General features: G+C 25.2%; 20 protein-coding genes and 1 tRNA gene. 11 read left to right on the top strand and 10 right to left on the bottom strand.

The features are described 5' to 3' along the window. Positions 1-6: 6 nt before the first annotated feature. From H0H78_RS03035 to rsmH, 5 genes are read right to left on the bottom strand one after another with little or no spacing between them, the layout of a single operon-like run. The gene (locus H0H78_RS03035) at positions 7-132 is read right to left on the bottom strand and encodes a hypothetical protein (RefSeq protein WP_262886937.1); all 126 of its coding nucleotides are present in this window, start codon (positions 130-132) and stop codon (positions 7-9) included. A gap of 41 nt (positions 133-173) precedes the next feature. Further along, positions 174-1484: a UDP-N-acetylmuramoyl-L-alanyl-D-glutamate--2,6-diaminopimelate ligase gene (locus H0H78_RS01205; protein WP_238783771.1), complete on the bottom strand. Its 1311-nt coding sequence runs from the start codon at positions 1482-1484 to the stop codon at positions 174-176. Next, positions 1481-3469 (bottom strand): penicillin-binding protein, encoded by a 1989-nt coding sequence (locus H0H78_RS01200; protein ID WP_185851195.1) that lies wholly within the window; start codon positions 3467-3469, stop codon positions 1481-1483. The genes H0H78_RS01205 and H0H78_RS01200 overlap by 4 nt, the downstream gene beginning before the upstream one ends. A 2-nt stretch (positions 3470-3471) precedes the next feature. After that, positions 3472-3825 carry an FtsL-like putative cell division protein gene (locus H0H78_RS01195; protein ID WP_185851194.1) on the bottom strand — a complete coding sequence of 118 codons (354 nt, stop codon included), beginning with the start codon at positions 3823-3825 and terminating at the stop codon, positions 3472-3474. 12 nt (positions 3826-3837) lie between these two features. Next, positions 3838-4755 (bottom strand): 16S rRNA (cytosine(1402)-N(4))-methyltransferase RsmH, encoded by a 918-nt coding sequence (gene rsmH / locus H0H78_RS01190; RefSeq protein ID WP_185851193.1) that lies wholly within the window; start codon positions 4753-4755, stop codon positions 3838-3840. A 65-nt stretch (positions 4756-4820) separates the two neighbouring features. Between rsmH and tgt the strand changes: the two genes are divergently transcribed. Together tgt and H0H78_RS01180 are read left to right on the top strand one after the other, a co-directional pair. Beyond that, on the top strand, positions 4821-5948 hold the full coding sequence (gene tgt, locus H0H78_RS01185) for a tRNA guanosine(34) transglycosylase Tgt (RefSeq protein WP_185851192.1): 1128 nt from the start codon (positions 4821-4823) through the stop codon (positions 5946-5948). Positions 5949-5952: 4 nt separating this feature from the next. After that, entirely contained in the window at positions 5953-7038 is a 1086-nt protein-coding gene (locus H0H78_RS01180) for an LptF/LptG family permease (protein ID WP_185851191.1), read from the top strand. Here the strand turns inward: H0H78_RS01180 and H0H78_RS01175 are convergent. Then, positions 7035-8552, bottom strand: coding sequence for a trypsin-like peptidase domain-containing protein (locus H0H78_RS01175; RefSeq protein WP_185851190.1), 1518 nt, complete (start codon positions 8550-8552; stop codon positions 7035-7037). The two genes, H0H78_RS01180 and H0H78_RS01175, sit on opposite strands and share 4 nt — an antisense overlap. A gap of 131 nt (positions 8553-8683) precedes the next feature. Between H0H78_RS01175 and dapF the strand changes: the two genes are divergently transcribed. Both dapF and H0H78_RS01165 read left to right on the top strand, forming a co-directional pair. Next, positions 8684-9493, top strand: coding sequence for a diaminopimelate epimerase (dapF, locus tag H0H78_RS01170; protein WP_185851189.1), 810 nt, complete (start codon positions 8684-8686; stop codon positions 9491-9493). Positions 9494-9528: 35 nt separating this feature from the next. Beyond that, complete coding sequence (locus H0H78_RS01165; protein WP_185851188.1) at positions 9529-10626, top strand: M42 family metallopeptidase; 1098 nt, start codon at positions 9529-9531, stop codon at positions 10624-10626. Here the strand turns inward: H0H78_RS01165 and H0H78_RS01160 are convergent. After that, positions 10616-11632: a redox-regulated ATPase YchF gene (locus H0H78_RS01160; RefSeq protein ID WP_185851187.1), complete on the bottom strand. Its 1017-nt coding sequence runs from the start codon at positions 11630-11632 to the stop codon at positions 10616-10618. The two genes, H0H78_RS01165 and H0H78_RS01160, sit on opposite strands and share 11 nt — an antisense overlap. 73 nt (positions 11633-11705) lie before the next feature. Between H0H78_RS01160 and tatC the strand changes: the two genes are divergently transcribed. Continuing rightward, entirely contained in the window at positions 11706-12533 is an 828-nt protein-coding gene (gene tatC / locus H0H78_RS01155) for a twin-arginine translocase subunit TatC (RefSeq protein WP_185851186.1), read from the top strand. A 38-nt stretch (positions 12534-12571) separates the two neighbouring features. On the opposite strand, the gene H0H78_RS01150 is transcribed toward tatC, so the two are convergent. Then, positions 12572-13825 carry an OmpA family protein gene (locus H0H78_RS01150; RefSeq protein WP_185851185.1) on the bottom strand — a complete coding sequence of 418 codons (1254 nt, stop codon included), beginning with the start codon at positions 13823-13825 and terminating at the stop codon, positions 12572-12574. Positions 13826-13889: 64 nt separating this feature from the next. Further along, entirely contained in the window at positions 13890-14324 is a 435-nt protein-coding gene (gene smpB / locus H0H78_RS01145) for an SsrA-binding protein (RefSeq protein ID WP_185851184.1), read from the bottom strand. Positions 14325-14409: 85 nt separating this feature from the next. Between smpB and H0H78_RS01140 the strand changes: the two genes are divergently transcribed. Genes H0H78_RS01140 through H0H78_RS01125 form a run of 4 tightly spaced genes read left to right on the top strand, consistent with a single transcriptional unit; the run spans position 14410 to position 17847 of the window. Next, positions 14410-15276 (top strand): transketolase, encoded by an 867-nt coding sequence (locus H0H78_RS01140; protein WP_185851183.1) that lies wholly within the window; start codon positions 14410-14412, stop codon positions 15274-15276. 11 nt (positions 15277-15287) lie between these two features. Beyond that, positions 15288-16265 carry a transketolase family protein gene (locus tag H0H78_RS01135; protein WP_185851182.1) on the top strand — a complete coding sequence of 326 codons (978 nt, stop codon included), beginning with the start codon at positions 15288-15290 and terminating at the stop codon, positions 16263-16265. Next, positions 16256-16594: a nucleotide pyrophosphohydrolase gene (locus H0H78_RS01130; protein ID WP_185851181.1), complete on the top strand. Its 339-nt coding sequence runs from the start codon at positions 16256-16258 to the stop codon at positions 16592-16594. The genes H0H78_RS01135 and H0H78_RS01130 overlap by 10 nt, the downstream gene beginning before the upstream one ends. 2 nt (positions 16595-16596) lie before the next feature. After that, positions 16597-17847: a 3-phosphoshikimate 1-carboxyvinyltransferase gene (locus tag H0H78_RS01125; RefSeq protein ID WP_185851180.1), complete on the top strand. Its 1251-nt coding sequence runs from the start codon at positions 16597-16599 to the stop codon at positions 17845-17847. On the opposite strand, the gene H0H78_RS01120 is transcribed toward H0H78_RS01125, so the two are convergent. Beyond that, the gene (locus tag H0H78_RS01120) at positions 17844-18191 is read right to left on the bottom strand and encodes a C40 family peptidase (protein WP_185851179.1); all 348 of its coding nucleotides are present in this window, start codon (positions 18189-18191) and stop codon (positions 17844-17846) included. The two genes, H0H78_RS01125 and H0H78_RS01120, sit on opposite strands and share 4 nt — an antisense overlap. A 275-nt stretch (positions 18192-18466) precedes the next feature. Here H0H78_RS01120 and H0H78_RS01115 point away from each other — a divergent pair. After that, positions 18467-18538, top strand: a tRNA-Glu gene (locus H0H78_RS01115). Between the two features lie 26 nt (positions 18539-18564). Beyond that, positions 18565-18801 (top strand): 30S ribosomal protein S20, encoded by a 237-nt coding sequence (gene rpsT / locus H0H78_RS01110; RefSeq protein WP_185851178.1) that lies wholly within the window; start codon positions 18565-18567, stop codon positions 18799-18801. Positions 18802-18867 lie beyond the last annotated feature (66 nt).

Here is an 18867-nt window from a genome sequence, read left to right as displayed (position 1 = left end):
CCCTATTTAAGTATGAATCAATAATGTTTTAGCTATTTTCATGTCATCTAAAGGATAACGTATTCCCTTAATTTCTTGATAATTTTCATGTCCTTTACCTGCTAAAACAACAATATCTTTACTATTTGCCATTTGAATTGCCGTTTTAATTGCTTTTTTTCTATCTACAATTGTTAAATGATCTTTTTTTTTTTCTGAATGGAAGAAACAAATTGATTCATATCTATTAATATTTTTTCCGGATTTTCTTCTCTAGGATTATCTGATGTAAAAATAGAGATATCACATATTTCATAAACTATTTTTCCAATTATAGGACGTTTTTTCTTATCTCTATTTCCTCCACAACCTATAACACAGATTAATTTTTCTTTTTTTTCTTTGATTTCTTTAATAGTATTTAATAGATTTTTTATTCCATCTGGATTATGAGCATAATCAACAATGATACGAATACCCGAACGGGATAAAAATTGCTCAAAACGTCCTTTTATAGGTTGTATATTTTTTATATTATGTATAATTTCTTTTTTATTTTTACCCAATAAAAGAGCTGTAGAATAAACAGCTAATAGGTTAGATACATTAAATTTTCCTATTAAAGAAGTATAAATCTCATGTTTATTAATTAGTAATTTATTTTTAATAAAATTCTTTTTAAGAATTTTTATCTTGTAATGAGATTTTTTGTTTAAACCGTAAAAATACGTTTTTGATAAAGTATTTTTTATAATTTGATGAGAATATGGATCATCAGAATTAATTAATGAAAAAGAATTTATAGGAAGAAATTTTTCAAAAAAAGATCTTTTAATTGATAGATAATTATTAAATGATTTATGATAATCCAAATGATCATGTGTAATATTAGTAAATACACCACCTGTAAACGATAAACCTTCGATTCTTTTTTGGTGAATTCCATGTGAACTAACTTCCATAAAAGCATATTTACATCCTTTTTTTATTGAAAAATCTAAATATTTATTAATATCTACGATATTTGGAGTTGTATTCTTAGTAGGAATTGTTTTAGTTAAAATTTTAACTCCCATAGTAGAAATTAGAGTACTTTTTTCTCCTATTTTACAAAATAGATGATAAAGCATTGTTGCAATGGATGTTTTTCCATTAGTTCCTGTAATTCCTACTAATTTGATTTTTTTTGTAGGATGGTTGTAAAAATTGGAAGAAATAACACCCAAAGATTCCATGGTATTTTTTACAAGGATAAAGGCCACTTTTTTTCTATATTGATTAAAAAAAGGCAATTTTTCACAAACAATGCAAGTTGCTCCATTTTTTATTGCATTTAAAATAAATAGATGTCCATCTGTCCTTTTTCCTTTTATAGCTACGAACATTATATTTTTTTTATTAATTGTTTCGGAATTTATAGAAATTCCTTCTATATATTTTCTAGTACATCCTATTTTTTTTAAAAAGTTTACATTTTTCAGAATGTTTTCTAAGTATTTTCTCATTCTTCTAGCCTCAAAAATAAAACTTGATTTTTTTTCAGTACATTTCCTGGTTTAACAGATTGACTAATCACTTTTCCTATTCCTTGATATCTTATTTTTAACCCCCTATTTTCTAATATAGGAATTATATCTTTTCCAGGAACAGAAACAATATTAGGCATAATCCCTCTGTCAAAAAATAATTGAAAATAATTATCTTTTTTTTCTTTTATTTTTTTTAAAAAATCTATATTTCCTTTATTTTTATAGATCATTTTTCTTTTTACTATTTTTGGATATAGGGATCTTGCTATATTATCAAATACTGGAACTGCTACTTCTATACCATAATATCCTTTTTTGGGCTTAGAAATAACTACAATACAAGAATATTTTGGATTATTAGCTGGAAAATAACCTACGAAAGAACTATTATAAGTTAAAGGTTTTCCTTTTATCCAATAATTTAGTTGTGTAGTTCCTGTTTTTCCCGCATATGGATATTCTGGATGATAATATTTTTTAGCAGTTCCATTTTTTACAACTCCTTCCAACATATTTTGAATTTTTTCTAAAGATTTTTTTTCTGCAATAGAAGGATTTATAACAACAGGAGTTTTGTATTTTTTTATAATTTTTCCATGAAATTTTATTTCCTTAATAAAGATAGGTTTAATCATTTTTCCTTTATTTGCGATAGCGTTATAAAAAGTAAGAATTTGTAAAGGTGTTAATTTTATGTTATAACCAAAAGTCATCCACGGCAATGTGATACTATTCCAATTTGATTCTCCAGGCTTAGGGATCAATGGTTTACTTTCTCCTGGAATCTCAATTCCTATTTTTTCATCTAATTTCCACTTAGATAAATGTCCTATAAATTGTTTTGGATCTTCTTTATATTTATCATAAATAATTTTAGCTATTCCAACATTTGAAGAATGTTCCAAAATTTGTTGAGGATTCATTTCTCCATTTCCTCCTATATAGTGGCTATCTCTTATTTGTTTTCCTCTTAATTTAAGAACTCCACCTTTAGTATTCACTATCATGTTAATATCTATTTTTTTGTCTTCTAAAGCAGCAAGAATAGCCATAGTTTTAAAAGTTGATCCTGGTTCACTTCCTTCCCACACAGAAAAATTTCTTAAATCTTCATAAGTATTTTTTTTCGTTTTTTCCAAATTAATCATAGCCATGATTTTTCCACTTTTAACTTCCATAATAATTACACATCCATGATCAGCATGAGAAATAGATAACTCTTTTTGTAAGGCATGATAAGCTATATCTTGTAAATATATATTTATGGTTGAATAGACATCTTTTCCATCTTCTGGCTCAATTTCATTTTCACAATTTAATGGTTTCCACATTTGAGAACTAATACGTTGTTCTAATCTTTTTCCATCTTTACCAGTAAGATATTGACTGAAGCCTCCTTCTATTCCCGCTTTTCCTCTATGATCATCGTATCCTAATGTTCTTTTTCCAATATTTTCTAATGTATGAATTCTACATACTTTTTTTTCCACTATAAAACCTCCTTTTATTTTTCCTTTATTGAAAATAGGAAAATTTCGTAATGTTTTAAAATGAGGATAATCTAAATTTTTTACTAATAAAAAATATCTATTTTCCTTTTTTTTCTCGTATTGCAATTTTTGATAAAAAAACGATCTTGGTTTTTTAAAAAAAGATTCCAAGGAATTGGATAAGGAATTGATATTTTTTTTAAATAATTGTTCAGATATTGATCTGAAATCAATATGGATATCATATTTTATGATAGACATAGCCAAAAGACTATTATCTTCTGCATAAATATTTCCACGTTTTGCCTTAATCAAATTAGTTCGAATTGTTTTTTCTATCAAGGATTTTTTATATTTAGCTGAAGAATGTTGAATCTGAATCAGATTAAAAACAATTAGTACAGCTAAAAAAAGAAAAAAACAGCCAATTAAATAAGATTTGTATAATAAAACATATCTTTTTCGTTTCATTATTATTCTAATATTGTATCTATATCTTTAGTTTTGGTTTTTTTTTCTAAAATTAATTCATATGGAGGTTCCTCTAAATGTTTTAATCCATTAATATTTACTAATTTATTTAATACAGATGATAATTTCATTTTTAAATATTGGCTATGTATATCTGCATATTCAGATTTTAATTCCTTTATTTCTTCACTCAGTTTCGTTATTTTCTTAATTTTTCTATCCATTATATGTGAACTTGTAATACTGATTAAAGATAGAATAGTAATAAAAATAATAAAGGTCCAACTCCGATATGCATTTTTTTTAACTAAAAATTTTCCTTTTAGGATATCTTTAATAGAAAAATTTATTTTCATTAACCATTGATTTTATAATTTTTCCGCTATTCTTAATTTAGCGCTTTTAGATCTTGGATTATTTATAATTTCTTGACGGTTTGGTCGAATGACTTTTTTACATACCATTTTAAATGGTAATATTATATTTTTTATTTTTTGATCTTCTCTTTTTATTCTTTCGTTAAAAAAAACTCCTCTTTTTAAAAAATATTTTGTTATTCTATCTTCTATAGAATGATAAGTTAGAATAACTAATCTTCCTCCTTTCATAATAAAAGAAGAAGATTCGAATAAAAGATTTTTATAAACATTTATTTCGTTATTAACTTCTATTCGTATAGCTTGAAAAATTCTAGAAAAAAATCTTTTTCTGCATTTAAAAGATTTTTTTTTTCTCAAAAAAATATTCACTAAATCAAATGTAGTAATGATAGGTTTTTTTAAACGATTTTCTAGTATTTTTTCAGCAATATTTTTTGCATTCTTAAAATCACCATAATCAAAAAATATTTGAAGTAATTTTTCTTTTGATGATTTATTCAAAACATCTATAGCCGTATAAGCATTATTTTGATCCATTCTCATATCCAAAATACAGTTTTTTTGATGGGTAAAACCCCTTTCAGGATCGTCTATTTGAGTCGAAGATATACCAAGATCAGCTAATAAACCTGATATTTTTTCAATATGAAGTTTTTTTAACATATGTTTTATATGTACAAAATTTTCGTGAAATAAATAAAAACGTTTATCTATAATAGAATTATTTTGAATTGCTTTATAATCCTTATCTAGTGCTATTAATATAGCTTTATCCTTTAATTTTTTTAGAATTTCATAAGAATGACCTCCTCCTCCAAATGTAACATCTACATAAATTCCATGTTTATCTGTTACTAAATGATCTATACTTTCTTTTAAAAGAACTGGTTTATGATAATAATTCATTTTTTTTTCTTAAAATTAAAAAATTAGTTTATCCTTATTCCAGGGATGTTGTTATTATAACAATAATGAAATTTAAGTTAATAAAAATAGATAAATTTTCTAAAGCAAGAGCAGGTCTCATAGAAACAGATCATGGAAAAATAGAAACTCCAATATTTATGCCAGTTGCTTCCAAGGGTAGTGTACAATCTGTCTTACAACATGAATTGAATAATTTAGGATGTAAAATTATTCTTGGAAATACTTATCATTTGTTCTTCCGTCCTGGATTAGAAGTATTACATAAAATCGGAGGTCTTCATTCTTTCATGAATTGGAAAGAATCTATATTAACCGATAGTGGTGGTTTTCAGATTTTCTCTATGAGAAAAATGAATAAAAAAACAAAAGAGGGAGTCCTATTTAAATCTATTATAAATGGATCATATCATTTTTTTTCTCCTGAAAAATCTATGGAAATTCAACGTCTAATAGGGAGTGATATTATTATGTCTTTTGATGATTTACCTCCCTATCCGTGTAGTTATAAAGAGGCAAAAGAGTCTCTTAAATTAACACATTTTTGGTTAAAAAAATGTAAATCTTATTTACAAAATAATCCAGAAAAGTATAATTATAAACAAAGTTTTTTTCCTATTGTTCAAGGAAGCATTTATACTGATTTAAGAACATATTCTTCAGAATATATAGCCTTATTGGAAGAAGAAGGAAATGCTATAGGTGGATTAGGTTTAGGGGAAAATAAAGAGTTAACTTATTCTATAACTGATAAAATAACGGATATTTTACCTAAAGAAAAACCAAGATATTTAATGGGTATTGGAAAACCGGAAGATATATTAGAAGGAATATCTCTTGGAATAGATATGTTTGATTGCGTTATTCCTACACGAAATGGACGTCATGGAATGTTATTCACTTGGAAAGGAATTATGAATATAAAAAATAAAAAATGGGAAAAAGATTTTTCTTGTCTAGATGAACATGGAACTTCTTATGTAGATAAATTATATAGCAAGTCTTATGTAAGACATCTTTTTCTTTCTAAAGAAAATATAGCAAAACAAATAGCTTCTTTACATAATCTTTCTTTTTATTTTGATTTAATTAAAAAATCTAGAGAAAATATAATAAAAGATAATTTTATTCCTTGGAAAAACTCTGTAGTATCCTTATTAAAAAAACGTTTATAAAATAATGAAAATACTCGATCGTTATATTATTCGTAATATTCTTATTACTTTCATTTTCATTACTCTTTTTTTACAAATTATCTCTGTTATCATAGATATTACTCAACGTATGCATAGATTAGAAGAAAATAAAGGATCCATAAAGAATGCTTTAATCTATTATTACCCATTTTGGTCTTTATGGCTATCTAATACTTTTTCACCTATATCCCTTTTTTTATCAATTATTTTTTTTACATCTAGTTTAACTAAACATTCAGAAATGAAAGCTCTTTTAACAAATGGTATTAGTTTTCAAAGAATAACTATTCCTTATTTATTCTCAGCTTTTATTATAGGAACAATATCTTTAATTGTCAATTATTTTTTTTTACCTAAAGCTAATGAAATGAAAAATAAATTTCATTATCAATATTTATTAAATTCAACATATAAAAATCAATATGATAACAACAAGACTATATGTACTCAAGTATCAAAAAATGGATATCTATTTATTCGAAATTTTTCTAGAAAAAAAAATAGAGGAAAAGACTTTGTCTATCAAGAATTAAATGGAAGAAAATTGATATATCTTTTGAAAGCTAAAAATGTTATTTGGTTCAATAAGAATCTTATTCTATATGATTATGTTGAAAATAATACAAATCATAATTATCATTCCTTTTCGAAAGGAAATTATACAATAAAAAAATTACCTTTTACTCATGAAGAACTTTTACCGGAAGAGTATATTGCAGAAACAATGACCATTTTTAAACTAAAAAAATTTATTGATAGAGAAAAGAAAAAAGGCTCTAGTCATTTAAATACCTATTTAAATGAATATTATCAAAGAACCTCTCTTCCTATCTCTAATTTTATATTCACGATTTTAGGATTGTCTATCTCATCAAAAATAAAAAAAGGAGAAAATGATCATCATACTTTTATAGGTCTATTATTAGCATTTTTTTATCTTTTTTTTATAGAGATGTTCAAAGTTTATTCCAATAAAGGAATTTTACCTTCAATTGCTTCCGTTATTCTTCCGAATATGATTTTCATGATAATTACATTACTTATTTATTGTAATAAAAATCTATATTAATTCATTTCAAAACCTGCTATGTATACCTGACCATTTTGTTTAATAGATTTTATAGTGACATCTCCTGAATAATTTTTTAATATACGATTAACATCATTTGGTTTTCTTATTTTTACTCCATTAATAGATAAAATAATATCTCCTTCTTCCATTCCTATATCACTTAAACGACCTACTTGTATTTCTATAATTTTAATTCCATAATCTATTCCAAAATCTTTTCTATCTTCTTTCCCAAGTACTTCAAATTTTGCTCCCAAAAATTCTAAAGGAATTATTTCTTCTTTATTTCTAATTTTTGTCCTTCCTTTTATATCTTTTAAAATAACGTAAAAAACTTTCATTTCTTTTTTTCGAAAAATATCTATTTTTACTTGATCTCCAGGATGCTTTGTCCCTATAATAAAAGATAAATCAGCTATATTTTGAATTTTTTTACCGTCTATACTTTTAATAATATCTCCTTTTTTAATTCCTGAATCATAGGCTCCACTTTTTTCAAATACTTCTCCAATTAAAAATCCTTGTTGTGTTTTTATATTTTGATGTGTTTCATTGTTATAAGCCTTTAAATATTCAGTCTTAGAAAGATCCATCCCTCTAACGCCTAAATAAGCACGTTGTACGGCTCCGTATTTTCTTATGTCACGTATTACTTTTCCTACTAAATTAGAAGGAGCTGCAAAACTATATCCTATGAAATTTCCTGAATTAGAGGATATTGCTGTATTAATTCCAATTAATTCTCCATTAGTGTTCACTAAAGCCCCTCCACTATTTCCAGGATTTACAGCTGCATCTGTTTGAAAAAAAGATTCTATAGCGGATTGTGTTTCTCCTCTCAAAAGTCCTAAACTTCTATTTTTTGCGCTTATAATTCCTGCCGTAACAGTAGAATTTAGATCAAAAGGGTTACCTATAGCTAAAACCCATTCTCCTACTTTAACCTTATTAGAATCAGAAAAATAAATAAATGGTAAATTTTTTTCATTAATTTTCAATAGGGCTATATCTGTACTTTTATCTGTTCCAATTAGTCTAGCTCTATAAGATCTTTGATCATTTAGTGTTATTTCTATTTTATCTGCATCTTTTATAACATGATGATTGGTTACAATATATCCATCAGGAGATACTATCACACCAGAACCATGATATCCAGGAAGATCATCTTTTTTTTGATAATTTCGTCCACTATTTCCACCCCTTTCTCCAAAATCATCAGGAAAACCAAAAAAAAAGTCAAATGGATCAAAAGGTAATTGATTATTACTATTTTTAGAGTAATTTTTCACATTAACTACTGCATGAACAGTTTTTTCTACAACCTTGGTAAAATCAGGTAAACCTGCAGAACTAACCAATGAAGAATTTAATTTTGCTTTTTCTGATAAAGGATTAAAATATGGAGGATAAAAAAGACCTTCTTCTTTAACATATTTTTTGTATGCAGCTATAGTCACAACGGAACTCATCAGACTACTGGCAAGAATATAAAAAATAATTTTTTTCATGTTTATTATTCAACTATTTAATACTAAATAAATAAAACAAATATATGGCAATATATAGCAAAAAGTATAATTTTTTCAAAAAAAAAGTTACCTTGTAACCGGTTCCTGATATTTATTTTTAGTTGCATGTTATGAAGTTGTATTTTTTTAAATACGAAGGGACGGGAAATGATTTTATCTTAATAGATAATAGAAAAAAAATAATTCCTGAATTTAACCATTCTTTTTTTAAAAAATTATGTCATAGACGTTTTGGAGTTGGAGCTGATGGTATTATTTTGATTAAAAACGACACAAAAAGTTATAATAATTTTTATATGAAATATTATAATTCTGATGGAAAAGAAAGTACGATGTGTGGAAATGGAGGACGTTGTGCTATTGCTTTTTCAAATAAATTAGGAATAACAAAAAAAAAAGATAAAGTATTTTATGGAACTATAGATGGAAATCATTGTGGAATGATTCTGAATAAAAAATTAATTTCTACAAATTTAATTAATGTAAACAGAGATAAAATAAAAATATGTAGTAAATATGTTTTTTTAAACACTGGATCTCCACATCATGTTATATTTGTAGAAAATTTAAAAAAAATAGATGTTTTCCGAAAAGGAAGAGAAATTAGTAAAAATTTATATTCTGATCGAGGAGGTGTGAATGTAAATTTTGTAGAAATATTAGGAAAAAACATTATTAATGTACGAACTTATGAAAGGGGCGTAGAAAATGAAACTTTATCCTGTGGAACAGGAGTAACAGCTTCAGTAATAGCAATATATGAAACTGAAAAATTTTTTTATCATGAAAATGGAAAAACTCTAGTTAACACTTTAGGTGGTGAATTATGGGTGTCATTGAAAAAAATAAAAAATCAATATAAAGATATATATTTAACCGGTCGTGTTCAATTTATATTTGAAGGATTTATCCATATTTAATTATTATATATAAATAAAATAAAAATATCTATAGTATGGAAAAGAAAAATTATTATTCAATAAGTGAAAATTCTATAATTTTCCTTAGAAAATATTTAAACAGTTTTTCTCCTAGTGGAAACGAAAGTCAAGGACAAGAAATATGGAAAAAATACATACATTCTTATGTAGAAAGAGTGGAAACCGATTTGTATGGATCAGCTTTCGGTATTTTAAATCCTAAAAATTCTTCTTATAAGTTAATTATTGAAGCTCATGCTGATGAAATTTCTTGGTTTGTCAATTATATAACAAAAGACGGAATAATATATGTATCTAGAAATGGAGGAACAGATCATCAAATAGCTCCATCAAAAAAAGTAGTGATTCATACAGAAAAAGGATTTGTAGAAGGCATTTTTGGTTGGCCTGCTATTCATACAAGAAAATTATCAGAAGAGAAAAATCCAAACATAGATAATATTTTTGTAGATATTGGAGCTTCTAATAAAGAAGAGGTAGAAAAAATGGGAATTCATGTAGGTTGTTATATCACATACCCTGATGAATTTCATATAATGAATGATAACTATTTTGTATGTAGATCTTTAGATAATAAAATTGGTGGTTTTATTATAGCTGAAGTACTAAAAATGATTGTAAAAAGTAAAATACAATTAAAATTTGGATTATACGTAGTAAATTCAGTTCAAGAAGAAGTAGGTTTAAAAGGAGCAAAGATGATAGCTTACGCTATAAAACCTCATATAGCTATTGTAACAGATGTTACACATGATACTAACACTCCAATGATAGATAAAAAAATAGAAGGGGATATTAAATGTGGATTAGGTCCTGTTATTACATATAGTCCTTCTATAAAGAAGAATATTAGAGAACTTATTATGAATACAGCTATTATAAAAAATCTTCCTTTTCAACGTTTAGTAGCATCTAGATATACTGGAACAGATGCAGATGTTTTTGCATATTCAAACAAAGGAATATCTTCTGGTTTAATATCCATTCCTCTCAAGTATATGCATACTACAGTAGAAATGGTTCACAAGAAAGATGTAGAACTAACCATTCAATTAATTTTCGAAACATTAAAAAGAATAAATTCTTCTATAGAAGAATTTTTCATTTGTTAAATCTAAAATTCAAAATATCCCCATCTTGGACAAGATAGTTTTTTCCAGCCAAAAACTTTTTTCCCGCTTTTTTTACTTTTTCTTCTGATCCATATTTAATAAAATCTTTGTAATGAATAACTTCTGCACAGACAAAACCTTTTTTAAAATCTGTATGAATAATAGATGAAGCTTGATAAACGGTCCAATCCTTAGGAATAGACCAAGAACGTATTTCTTGTTTTCCTATTGTAAAGAAACTTTGTAAAGTTAATAAATTAAAAGATTCTTGGATGATATTATAAACCTCATATGTTAAATCCTTTCTTTTTTTATTTAAAGATAAAACGATTAAAGGTGATTTTTCTTGACTTACTATTTTCTTTAAATCTTTTATATTTGAATATTCTTCTTTATCGTAATTACACACGTACAAAACGGGTTTCATTGTTAGCAATTGCAAATTATTTATATATTTTTTTTCATTATCTTTAAATGGATATGTTCTAATATTTTTTCCTTTTTTTAGAAAAGAAACTACATTTAGTAATATCTTTCTACAAGATTGATCATGATTTATCTTCTCAATTTTTCTTAGTTTTTTTTCTATTGTTTCTAAATCTTTCAATTGTAACTCCATATCAATTATTTCTTTATCCCTAATTGGATTAATTGATCCTTCTGTATGAACAACTTTGATATCTTTAAAAGAACGAATCATATGAATGATAACATTTGTCTCTCGAATGTGAGAAAGAAATTTGTTACCCAAACCTTCCCCCTTATGAGATCCTCTAATTAACCCAGCAATGTCTACTATTTTTATTTTCGATGGAACTACTTTTATACTTTGAATTAGATTATTTAATTCAAATAATCTTTTATCTATAACATTTGTCATTCCATAATTAGGTTCTATAGTACAAAAAGGATAGTTTTTTGATAAAACTTCTGAATTCGAAATAATATTAAAAAGAGTTGATTTTCCTATATTAGGAAAACCTATTATTCCACATGTTAATTTCATTGATGAAAATATTAATGAACTTGTTGATTATAAAATAAACAATATTTTTTAAAAAAAATTAGATTTTTTCATTATGAAAAACAGGGAAAAAGAAAAGAAAGAAATGCCTTTTTTGGACCATATAGAAGAATTAAGAAAACACTTTATTCGTAGCGTTTTATCTATATTATTTTCTGCTATTCTTTTAATGAAAAAAAAAGATTTTATTTTTGATCATGTACTTTTTGGTCCGGCAAAAAATAACTTTATTACTTACCGTTTATTTTCTAAAATAGAAAATTTTTTCCATTTAAATACTCATTCTATTTTTTTTCTTTCTAAAAATATAGAAGTACAGAATAGACAGATATTTGGACAATTTAATACATATATATGGACATGTTTAATTGGAGGTTTTATTATATCTTTTCCTTATATCTTTTATGAATTTTGGAAATTTATTCTTCCTGCTCTTTCCCATGAAGAAAAAAAGTATTCTAGAGGAATTATTTTAACGGGAACTTTTCTATTTATATTAGGAATTCTTTTTGGTTATTTTATTTTGTGTCCATTTTTAATTCATTTTGGATCTAATTTCAGAATTAGTTTTTTTCCAAAAAATATATTTGATTTATCGGATTATATATCTTTGATTCTGCATTCTACATTATCTATGGGATTTACTTTTTTATTCCCAATTTTTATATATTTTCTTACTAAAATTGATTTAATTTCTTATTCTTTTTTAAAAAAATATAGGAAACATGCTTTCTTAATTATGCTGATTATTTCTTCTGCTATTACTCCTGGAGATATTTTAAGCACTATAATCGTTTTAATTCCTTTGTTAGTACTCTATCAATTAAGTGTTTACATTTCTTTTTTAACAGAAAAAAAAGAAGTTAAAAAAAAGACCAAATAATGGTCTTTTTTTTTAATACAAAAAAAAATAGATTGACTTTATTTACATATTGTAATCTTTACTGATCTACCTTTTTTTGTTACTATTCCTTTCATATTCAATCTTGATGGATTAACGCCTTTAGAAACTAAAACTTTAAATACAGAATAAGCTCTTTTTTTAGATAAAATTTGATTAAATAAGTCATTTCTATAAGAATCTGTGTATCCATTGATATCAAAATTATAATTTTGGAGTTTTTTTATCATAATTTCATATATTTCATTTAAAATTTCCAAGGAAATAGGAGATAATGAATGCTTTCCTTTATCAAATAATATAGGACGAAAAATAACACTATTTGGACATCCGTGGTATTCTTTTTTTCCATATATATCTGGACATACATCTTTATAATCTGGAATGTTATCAAAATCTGTATCTGGACATCCTTTGAATAATTTTAATCCAAATTCATTAGGACAAAAATCATCTTTATCTAAGATTCCATCTTTATCTAAATCCTTTTTTGGATCATATATTTTATCTTCTGTTTTTCCTTTTTTTTCTATTCCTTTTTTTTCTATTCTTTCTATTCCTTTTTTTTCTGAAGGTAAAAAATAATTTTTTTCATCAATTTTTATTACTTTTACTTCTTTATATTGAGAGATATCTTCATTTTTTTCTTCTCCAAAACGATATATTAAACCTAAATTATGTTCCCAATAATTTAAATATCCTTTTGATAGACGTGAAAATACATGGTTATAAAGACTTTGTAAATTAATACCAAAATTAGGAATCATCCAAATATTCATTCCTAATCCACCATCTAACATAAGAAAACCTTTTCTAGCTAATTGATAATAATTGGATCTTCCAATCCTTAAAATATTTTTTCTCTTTTTATATTCCAAATGATGATAGCCTGTCCCTAATTTAAAATAAGGATCTAACCAATCTATAGAAAATAGATAAAAATTTATTCCAGGATTAAATTTAAAAAAAAGAGCATTTTTTATTTTCCATTTTGGATCCTGTACTTTTCCTAACGATGAATGGAAAAAGACTCCCATGTTTTTATTGACCTTATAAATAAGTTCTATGGTAGAAAAAGGATTACTTATGTTATTATTTCTTTTATAAAGAAAATTTTTTAAAGGAAAATTGATTGGATGAAAATTAACATCATATGCTCCTGATTGAATAGACCATTTGTAAAGAATATCTTTAGTTTCCGATTGAGATAATAATAGTGAAAAAGGGAAAGAAAATAATGAAAAGAATAAAATAACAAAATTAACGTTTTTCATAATAATTTCTTTATATATTATTATAATACAATATAATATAAAAATTCAGAAATTTTATAGAATTTCATATATTCTCTTTTTTCATCTCACGTAAAAAATCTCTTTTTTTAATAGACTCACGTTTATCGTATTTCTTTTTTCCTTTAACCAGAAATATTTGAACTTTTATATAACCTTTATTGTTAACAAATAATTTAGTAGGAATAATAGTAATTCCTGGAATTTTTAACTTTTTTTCTATTCTTACTAACTCTTTTTTAGTTAGCAATAATTTTCTCTCTCTCTTTCTATCGTGATTAAAATTAGTTCCAAATTGATATTTAGCTATATCCATATTTATGGAATATAATTCTCCATTCTTTATTTGACAGAAACTTTCCGTTATATTTACCATATTTCTTTTTATGGATTTTACTTCTGTCCCAAACAGTTGTATACCAGCTATATATCCTTCTATATATCGATAATTGAATTTAGCTTTTCTATTTATAATACTCATAATTAATTGTTATTTTTGTTAAAAGAAATCCTAAATGATTTTTCTATATGAAAAAATTAATAAAAAAATTAATATGTATGAATATATGAACGGATCTAGAAAATATTTAAACGATTTATGTTCTCAAGTAAGAAGAGATATTTTACGTATGATAAATAACGCAAACTCTGGACATCCTGGTGGTTCATTAGGATGTACAGAATACTTTGTTGCTCTATATCAAGGAATAATGAATTACAACCCAAATAAATTTACAATGGATGGAAATGGAGAAGATCTTTTTTTTCTATCTAATGGACATATATCTCCTGTTTATTATAGTATATTAGCTCGTTCTGGTTTTTTTCCAATAGAAGAATTATCTTCTTTTAGAAAATTAAATTCTCGTTTACAAGGACATCCTTCTACACATGGAAATCTTCCTGGTATACGTATTTCTTCCGGATCTTTAGGACAAGGAATGTCTGTATCTATAGGAGCCGCTTTATCAAAAAAATTGAATAAAGATTATGATAGCCTTATTTACAGTTTACATGGTGATGGAGAATTAAATGAAGGTCAGATATGGGAAGCTATATTATATGCAGGAGCAAAAAATATAGATAATTATATTGCTACTATAGATTATAATAGACAACAAATAGATGGAAAAACAGATGATGTATTACCACTAGGTAATATAAAGAAAAAATTCCAGTCTTTTGATTGGATTGTATTAGAAGAAATAGAAGGAAATAATCTTGAAAGAGTTATTAATATTTTAAAAAAAGCAAAAAAGAAGACAAAAAAAGGAAAACCTGTTTTAATTATTTTGTATACCCAAATGGGATATGGGGTAGACTTTATGATAGGAAATCATCTATGGCATGGTAAATCTCCTAATCAAAAAGAATTAAAAGAAGCATTATCCCAAAATAATGAATCTTTAGGAGATTTTCCAATAATGTTATAAAAATAAAAACTATGAAGATATATAAAAATAAAGGGATGAAAGAAACTAGAGCTGGTTTTGGAGATGCTTTAACTTTATTAGGAAAAATAAATAAGAAAGTAGTAGCTCTATGTGCAGATCTAACTAATTCTTTGTTTATGAATCAATTTTCAAAAGAAAATCCAGAAAGATTTTTTCAAATTGGAATTGCGGAAGCAAATATGATGAATATAGCAGCAGGCCTTAGTATTGGAAATTTCATTCCTTTCACTGGAACATTTGCTAATTTTTCTACGTCACGCGTATATGATCAAATACGGCAGTCTATTGCTTATTCCAATAAAAATGTCAAAATATGTGCATCTCATTCTGGATTAACCTTGGGGGAAGATGGAGCGACACATCAATGTTTAGAAGATATTGGTATGATGAAAATGTTACCTGGAATGACTGTGATTAATACTTGTGATTATAACCAAACTTATGCAGCTACTTTAGCTATAGCAAAATATGTAGGACCAGTATATTTGCGTTTTGGAAGACCATCTGTTGCTAATTTTACGGATACAAATCAAGTATTTGAAATTGGTAAAGGAATTCTTTTAACAGAAGGAGAAGATGTAACCATTGTTAGTACAGGACATTTAGTTTGGGAGTCTTTAGAAGCTGCAAGATTATTGAAAGAACAAGAAAATATCTCTTGTGAGATTATTAATATTCATACTATTAAACCTTTAGATGAAAAAGTTATTTTAAATTCTGTTAATAAAACAAAATGTATTGTAACAGCTGAAGAACATAATTATTTCGGTGGATTGGGGGAAAGTATTTCTAGAGTTCTTACTACAAAGAACAATAATTTTATTCGTCAAAGTTTAGTAGCAGTCAATGATACTTTTGGAGAAAGTGGGAAACCTTCAGAGTTATTAAAAAAATATAAAATAGATCGAGATTCTATCATAAATCATGTCAAAAAAATATTAGAAGAAAAAAGAAAATTTTGGAAATAAATCATATGCAAAAATTAGTACATAACTGGATTATTAATCATGGAATACGTTATTTCAACATATTAACAAATACTATCCTTTTATCTGAAGAAGTTGGAGAAGTTTCAAAAATTATTGCTAGAAAATATGGAGAACAATCTGAAAGAAAAAATTGTAAAAATATTAGTATAGAAAATCTTGGAGAAGAATTATCAGATGTATTGTTTATTTTACTTTGTTTAGCAAATCAAACTGGGATTGATTTGGAAAAATCTTTCCATAATAAATTAGAAAAAAAGAAAAAAAGAGATCATATAAGACACCATAATAATGAAAAATTAAAACAATAAATATGTCTTCTTATATTAAAATTCATAAGAAAAAAGATAACCTTTGTGGTTCTATTTCTATCACAGGATCAAAAAGTATATCTAATCGTCTTTTAATTTTAAAAGCTCTTTATGAAAAAGATATTCATATTGATAATATTTCCAATAGTGAAGATACTAAAATATTACAAGAGAATTTAACAAAAACCTCTAATCTATTGGATATTCATCATGCTGGAACAGCTATGCGTTTTTTAACTTCTTATTTCTCTATACAAGAAGGAAAAGAAGTAGTCTTAACAGGATCAGATAGAATGAAAGAAAGACCTATATATGTACTTGTTGAAGCTTTAAAAAGATTAGGAGGTAAAATTTTTTACTTGGAAAAAATAGGATATCCTCCAATAAAAATTATTGGAAAAAAAATTATTGGAGGTGAAATTGATATAAATGCAAAAGTTAGCAGTCAATATATTAGTTCTTTAATGTTAATATCCAGTAAATTTCAGAAAGGTCTTAAATTATATTTAAAAGAAAAAATAACTTCCATTCCATATATAAAAATGACCTTAAAATTGTTATCCCTTGCAGGGATAAACATTTCTTGGGAAGGAAAGATAATTCACATTTTTCCAGGAAAAGAAAAAGGAAATAAATATTTTTCTGTAGAATCAGATTGGAGTTCTTCTTCTTACTATTATTCAATGGCATCCATAGTAAAAAAAAGCAATATATCCCTAAAAAACTATACAAAAGACAGTTTACAAGGAGATAGGAAAGTTTCTTCTATTTATGATAAATATTTCGGAGTATCTACCATTTTTCATAAAAATGAGATAAGACTTCACAAGAAATGTAATTTTCTTACTCCAAAAAAAATTATTTTAGATTTAAATAAAACTCCAGATCTTGCACAAACAATAGCTGTTACTTGTTCTGCTCTTAAAATCAAATGTCATCTAAAAGGTTTAGAAACTTTAAAAATAAAAGAAACAGATCGATTATATGCTTTAAAAAACGAATTACTAAAATTTGGAGTGAAAGTAATCATAACTAATTCGTGTCTTAAAATACATGATTTTTTTTTACCGGATAGTAGACAGAATATTAAAATAAAAACTTATCAAGATCATAGAATGGCGATGTCTTTTACTCCATTCTGTTTTTTTTCTTCTATAAAAATAGAAGATCCAAAAGTTGTAGAAAAATCTTATCCAAATTTCTGGACAGATTTACAAAATCTGAATTTTTCGATTAATTTTTGTGATTATTAAATAATTCTTTTTGCTATAATAAATCTATTATTCCAATATTTTTGATAAAACTTGGAAATAATTACTCCATTTGAAGTAGAAGCATGAATAAAAAATATCTTATGAAGATCTACATGTATAACCATTCCGACATGATTAATCTTTTTTCTAGATTTACCTGTTGCAAAAAATAATAAATCACCTTTATCTATGTTTTTTTGAGATATAGAAAAACCTTTCTTAGCTTGATTAGAAGTGATACGAGGTAATAAAATATTGTAAGAGGAAAAGAATATATTTCTTATAAAAGCAGAACAATCTATCCCATATTTAGTATTTCCACCGTATTTGTATGGAGTTAACATGTAAACCTTAGCTCTTTTAATGAGATATTCTGATTCTTTTTTTACAGAATTTTTTTTTTCATTTCTATCATAATTATTTCCAAATAATGAAATAGAAAAAAAGTAATATAACAGTATAAAAAATATTTTATAATTGATGATATAGAATTTTTTTTTAAAAATTTAATCATCACGCAAAATATAATCAAATGTAAATAAAATACTTGTATTAAAGATAAAAAAAATTTAATTTGTGTTTGATCTGGACAATAATATAGATTTTTCTTTATTATAAAGGCCCATTCGTCTATTGGTTAGGACGTCAGGTTTTCATCCTGGAAAGAGGGGTTCGATACCCCTATGGGCTACTAATTTTATTAGATAGTATTTTTTCATGGCAAATCATTCATCCTCTTTAAAAAGAATTAGACAAAATAATGCAAGACGTTTACGTAATAAATACGCATATAAAAGTACAAGAACAGCTATAAAAAAATTAATTAAAGAAAAAAAGAAAGAAACTTTACCCAAAGTTATCTCTATGATAGATAAATTATCTAAAAAAAATATAATACATATGAACAAAGCAGCAAGATTAAAAAAAAGATTATTAAAAATAATAATGTGTTAACTCCATTTTTTTTTCTTATTCATATGCTTATATTTTATTTTTTTCTGCTTTTTCTTTTTTTTGTAA

Origin of the sequence: Blattabacterium cuenoti (assembly GCF_014251235.1) — a bacterium.
GTDB lineage: Bacteria > Bacteroidota > Bacteroidia > Flavobacteriales > Blattabacteriaceae > Blattabacterium > Blattabacterium cuenoti_AF.
The sequence above is the reverse complement of the archived record's forward strand: the minus strand, read 5'-3'. Positions and strand labels throughout refer to the sequence as shown.

Bases quoted from the DNA above. Each gene is read 5' to 3' on its own strand.
- H0H78_RS01165 (WP_185851188.1), top strand. From the start codon at position 9,529: ATGGAAAAGAAAAATTATTATTCAATAAGTGAAAATTCTATAATTTTC.
- H0H78_RS01125 (WP_185851180.1), top strand. From the start codon at position 16,597: ATGTCTTCTTATATTAAAATTCATAAGAAAAAAGATAACCTTTGTGGT.
- H0H78_RS01205 (WP_238783771.1), bottom strand. From the start codon at position 1,484: ATGAGAAAATACTTAGAAAACATTCTGAAAAATGTAAACTTTTTAAAA.
- H0H78_RS01150 (WP_185851185.1), bottom strand. From the start codon at position 13,825: ATGAAAAACGTTAATTTTGTTATTTTATTCTTTTCATTATTTTCTTTC.
- rpsT (WP_185851178.1), top strand. From the start codon at position 18,565: ATGGCAAATCATTCATCCTCTTTAAAAAGAATTAGACAAAATAATGCA.
- H0H78_RS01195 (WP_185851194.1), bottom strand. From the start codon at position 3,825: ATGAAAATAAATTTTTCTATTAAAGATATCCTAAAAGGAAAATTTTTA.
- H0H78_RS01175 (WP_185851190.1), bottom strand. From the start codon at position 8,552: ATGAAAAAAATTATTTTTTATATTCTTGCCAGTAGTCTGATGAGTTCC.
- dapF (WP_185851189.1), top strand. From the start codon at position 8,684: ATGAAGTTGTATTTTTTTAAATACGAAGGGACGGGAAATGATTTTATC.
- H0H78_RS01140 (WP_185851183.1), top strand. From the start codon at position 14,410: ATGAACGGATCTAGAAAATATTTAAACGATTTATGTTCTCAAGTAAGA.
- tgt (WP_185851192.1), top strand. From the start codon at position 4,821: ATGAAATTTAAGTTAATAAAAATAGATAAATTTTCTAAAGCAAGAGCA.
- smpB (WP_185851184.1), bottom strand. From the start codon at position 14,324: ATGAGTATTATAAATAGAAAAGCTAAATTCAATTATCGATATATAGAA.
- tatC (WP_185851186.1), top strand. From the start codon at position 11,706: ATGAAAAACAGGGAAAAAGAAAAGAAAGAAATGCCTTTTTTGGACCAT.
- H0H78_RS01180 (WP_185851191.1), top strand. From the start codon at position 5,953: ATGAAAATACTCGATCGTTATATTATTCGTAATATTCTTATTACTTTC.
- H0H78_RS03035 (WP_262886937.1), bottom strand. From the start codon at position 132: ATGGCAAATAGTAAAGATATTGTTGTTTTAGCAGGTAAAGGACATGAA.
- H0H78_RS01120 (WP_185851179.1), bottom strand. From the start codon at position 18,191: ATGTTAACTCCATACAAATACGGTGGAAATACTAAATATGGGATAGAT.
- H0H78_RS01160 (WP_185851187.1), bottom strand. From the start codon at position 11,632: ATGAAATTAACATGTGGAATAATAGGTTTTCCTAATATAGGAAAATCA.
- H0H78_RS01200 (WP_185851195.1), bottom strand. From the start codon at position 3,469: ATGAAACGAAAAAGATATGTTTTATTATACAAATCTTATTTAATTGGC.
- H0H78_RS01135 (WP_185851182.1), top strand. From the start codon at position 15,288: ATGAAGATATATAAAAATAAAGGGATGAAAGAAACTAGAGCTGGTTTT.
- rsmH (WP_185851193.1), bottom strand. From the start codon at position 4,755: ATGAATTATTATCATAAACCAGTTCTTTTAAAAGAAAGTATAGATCAT.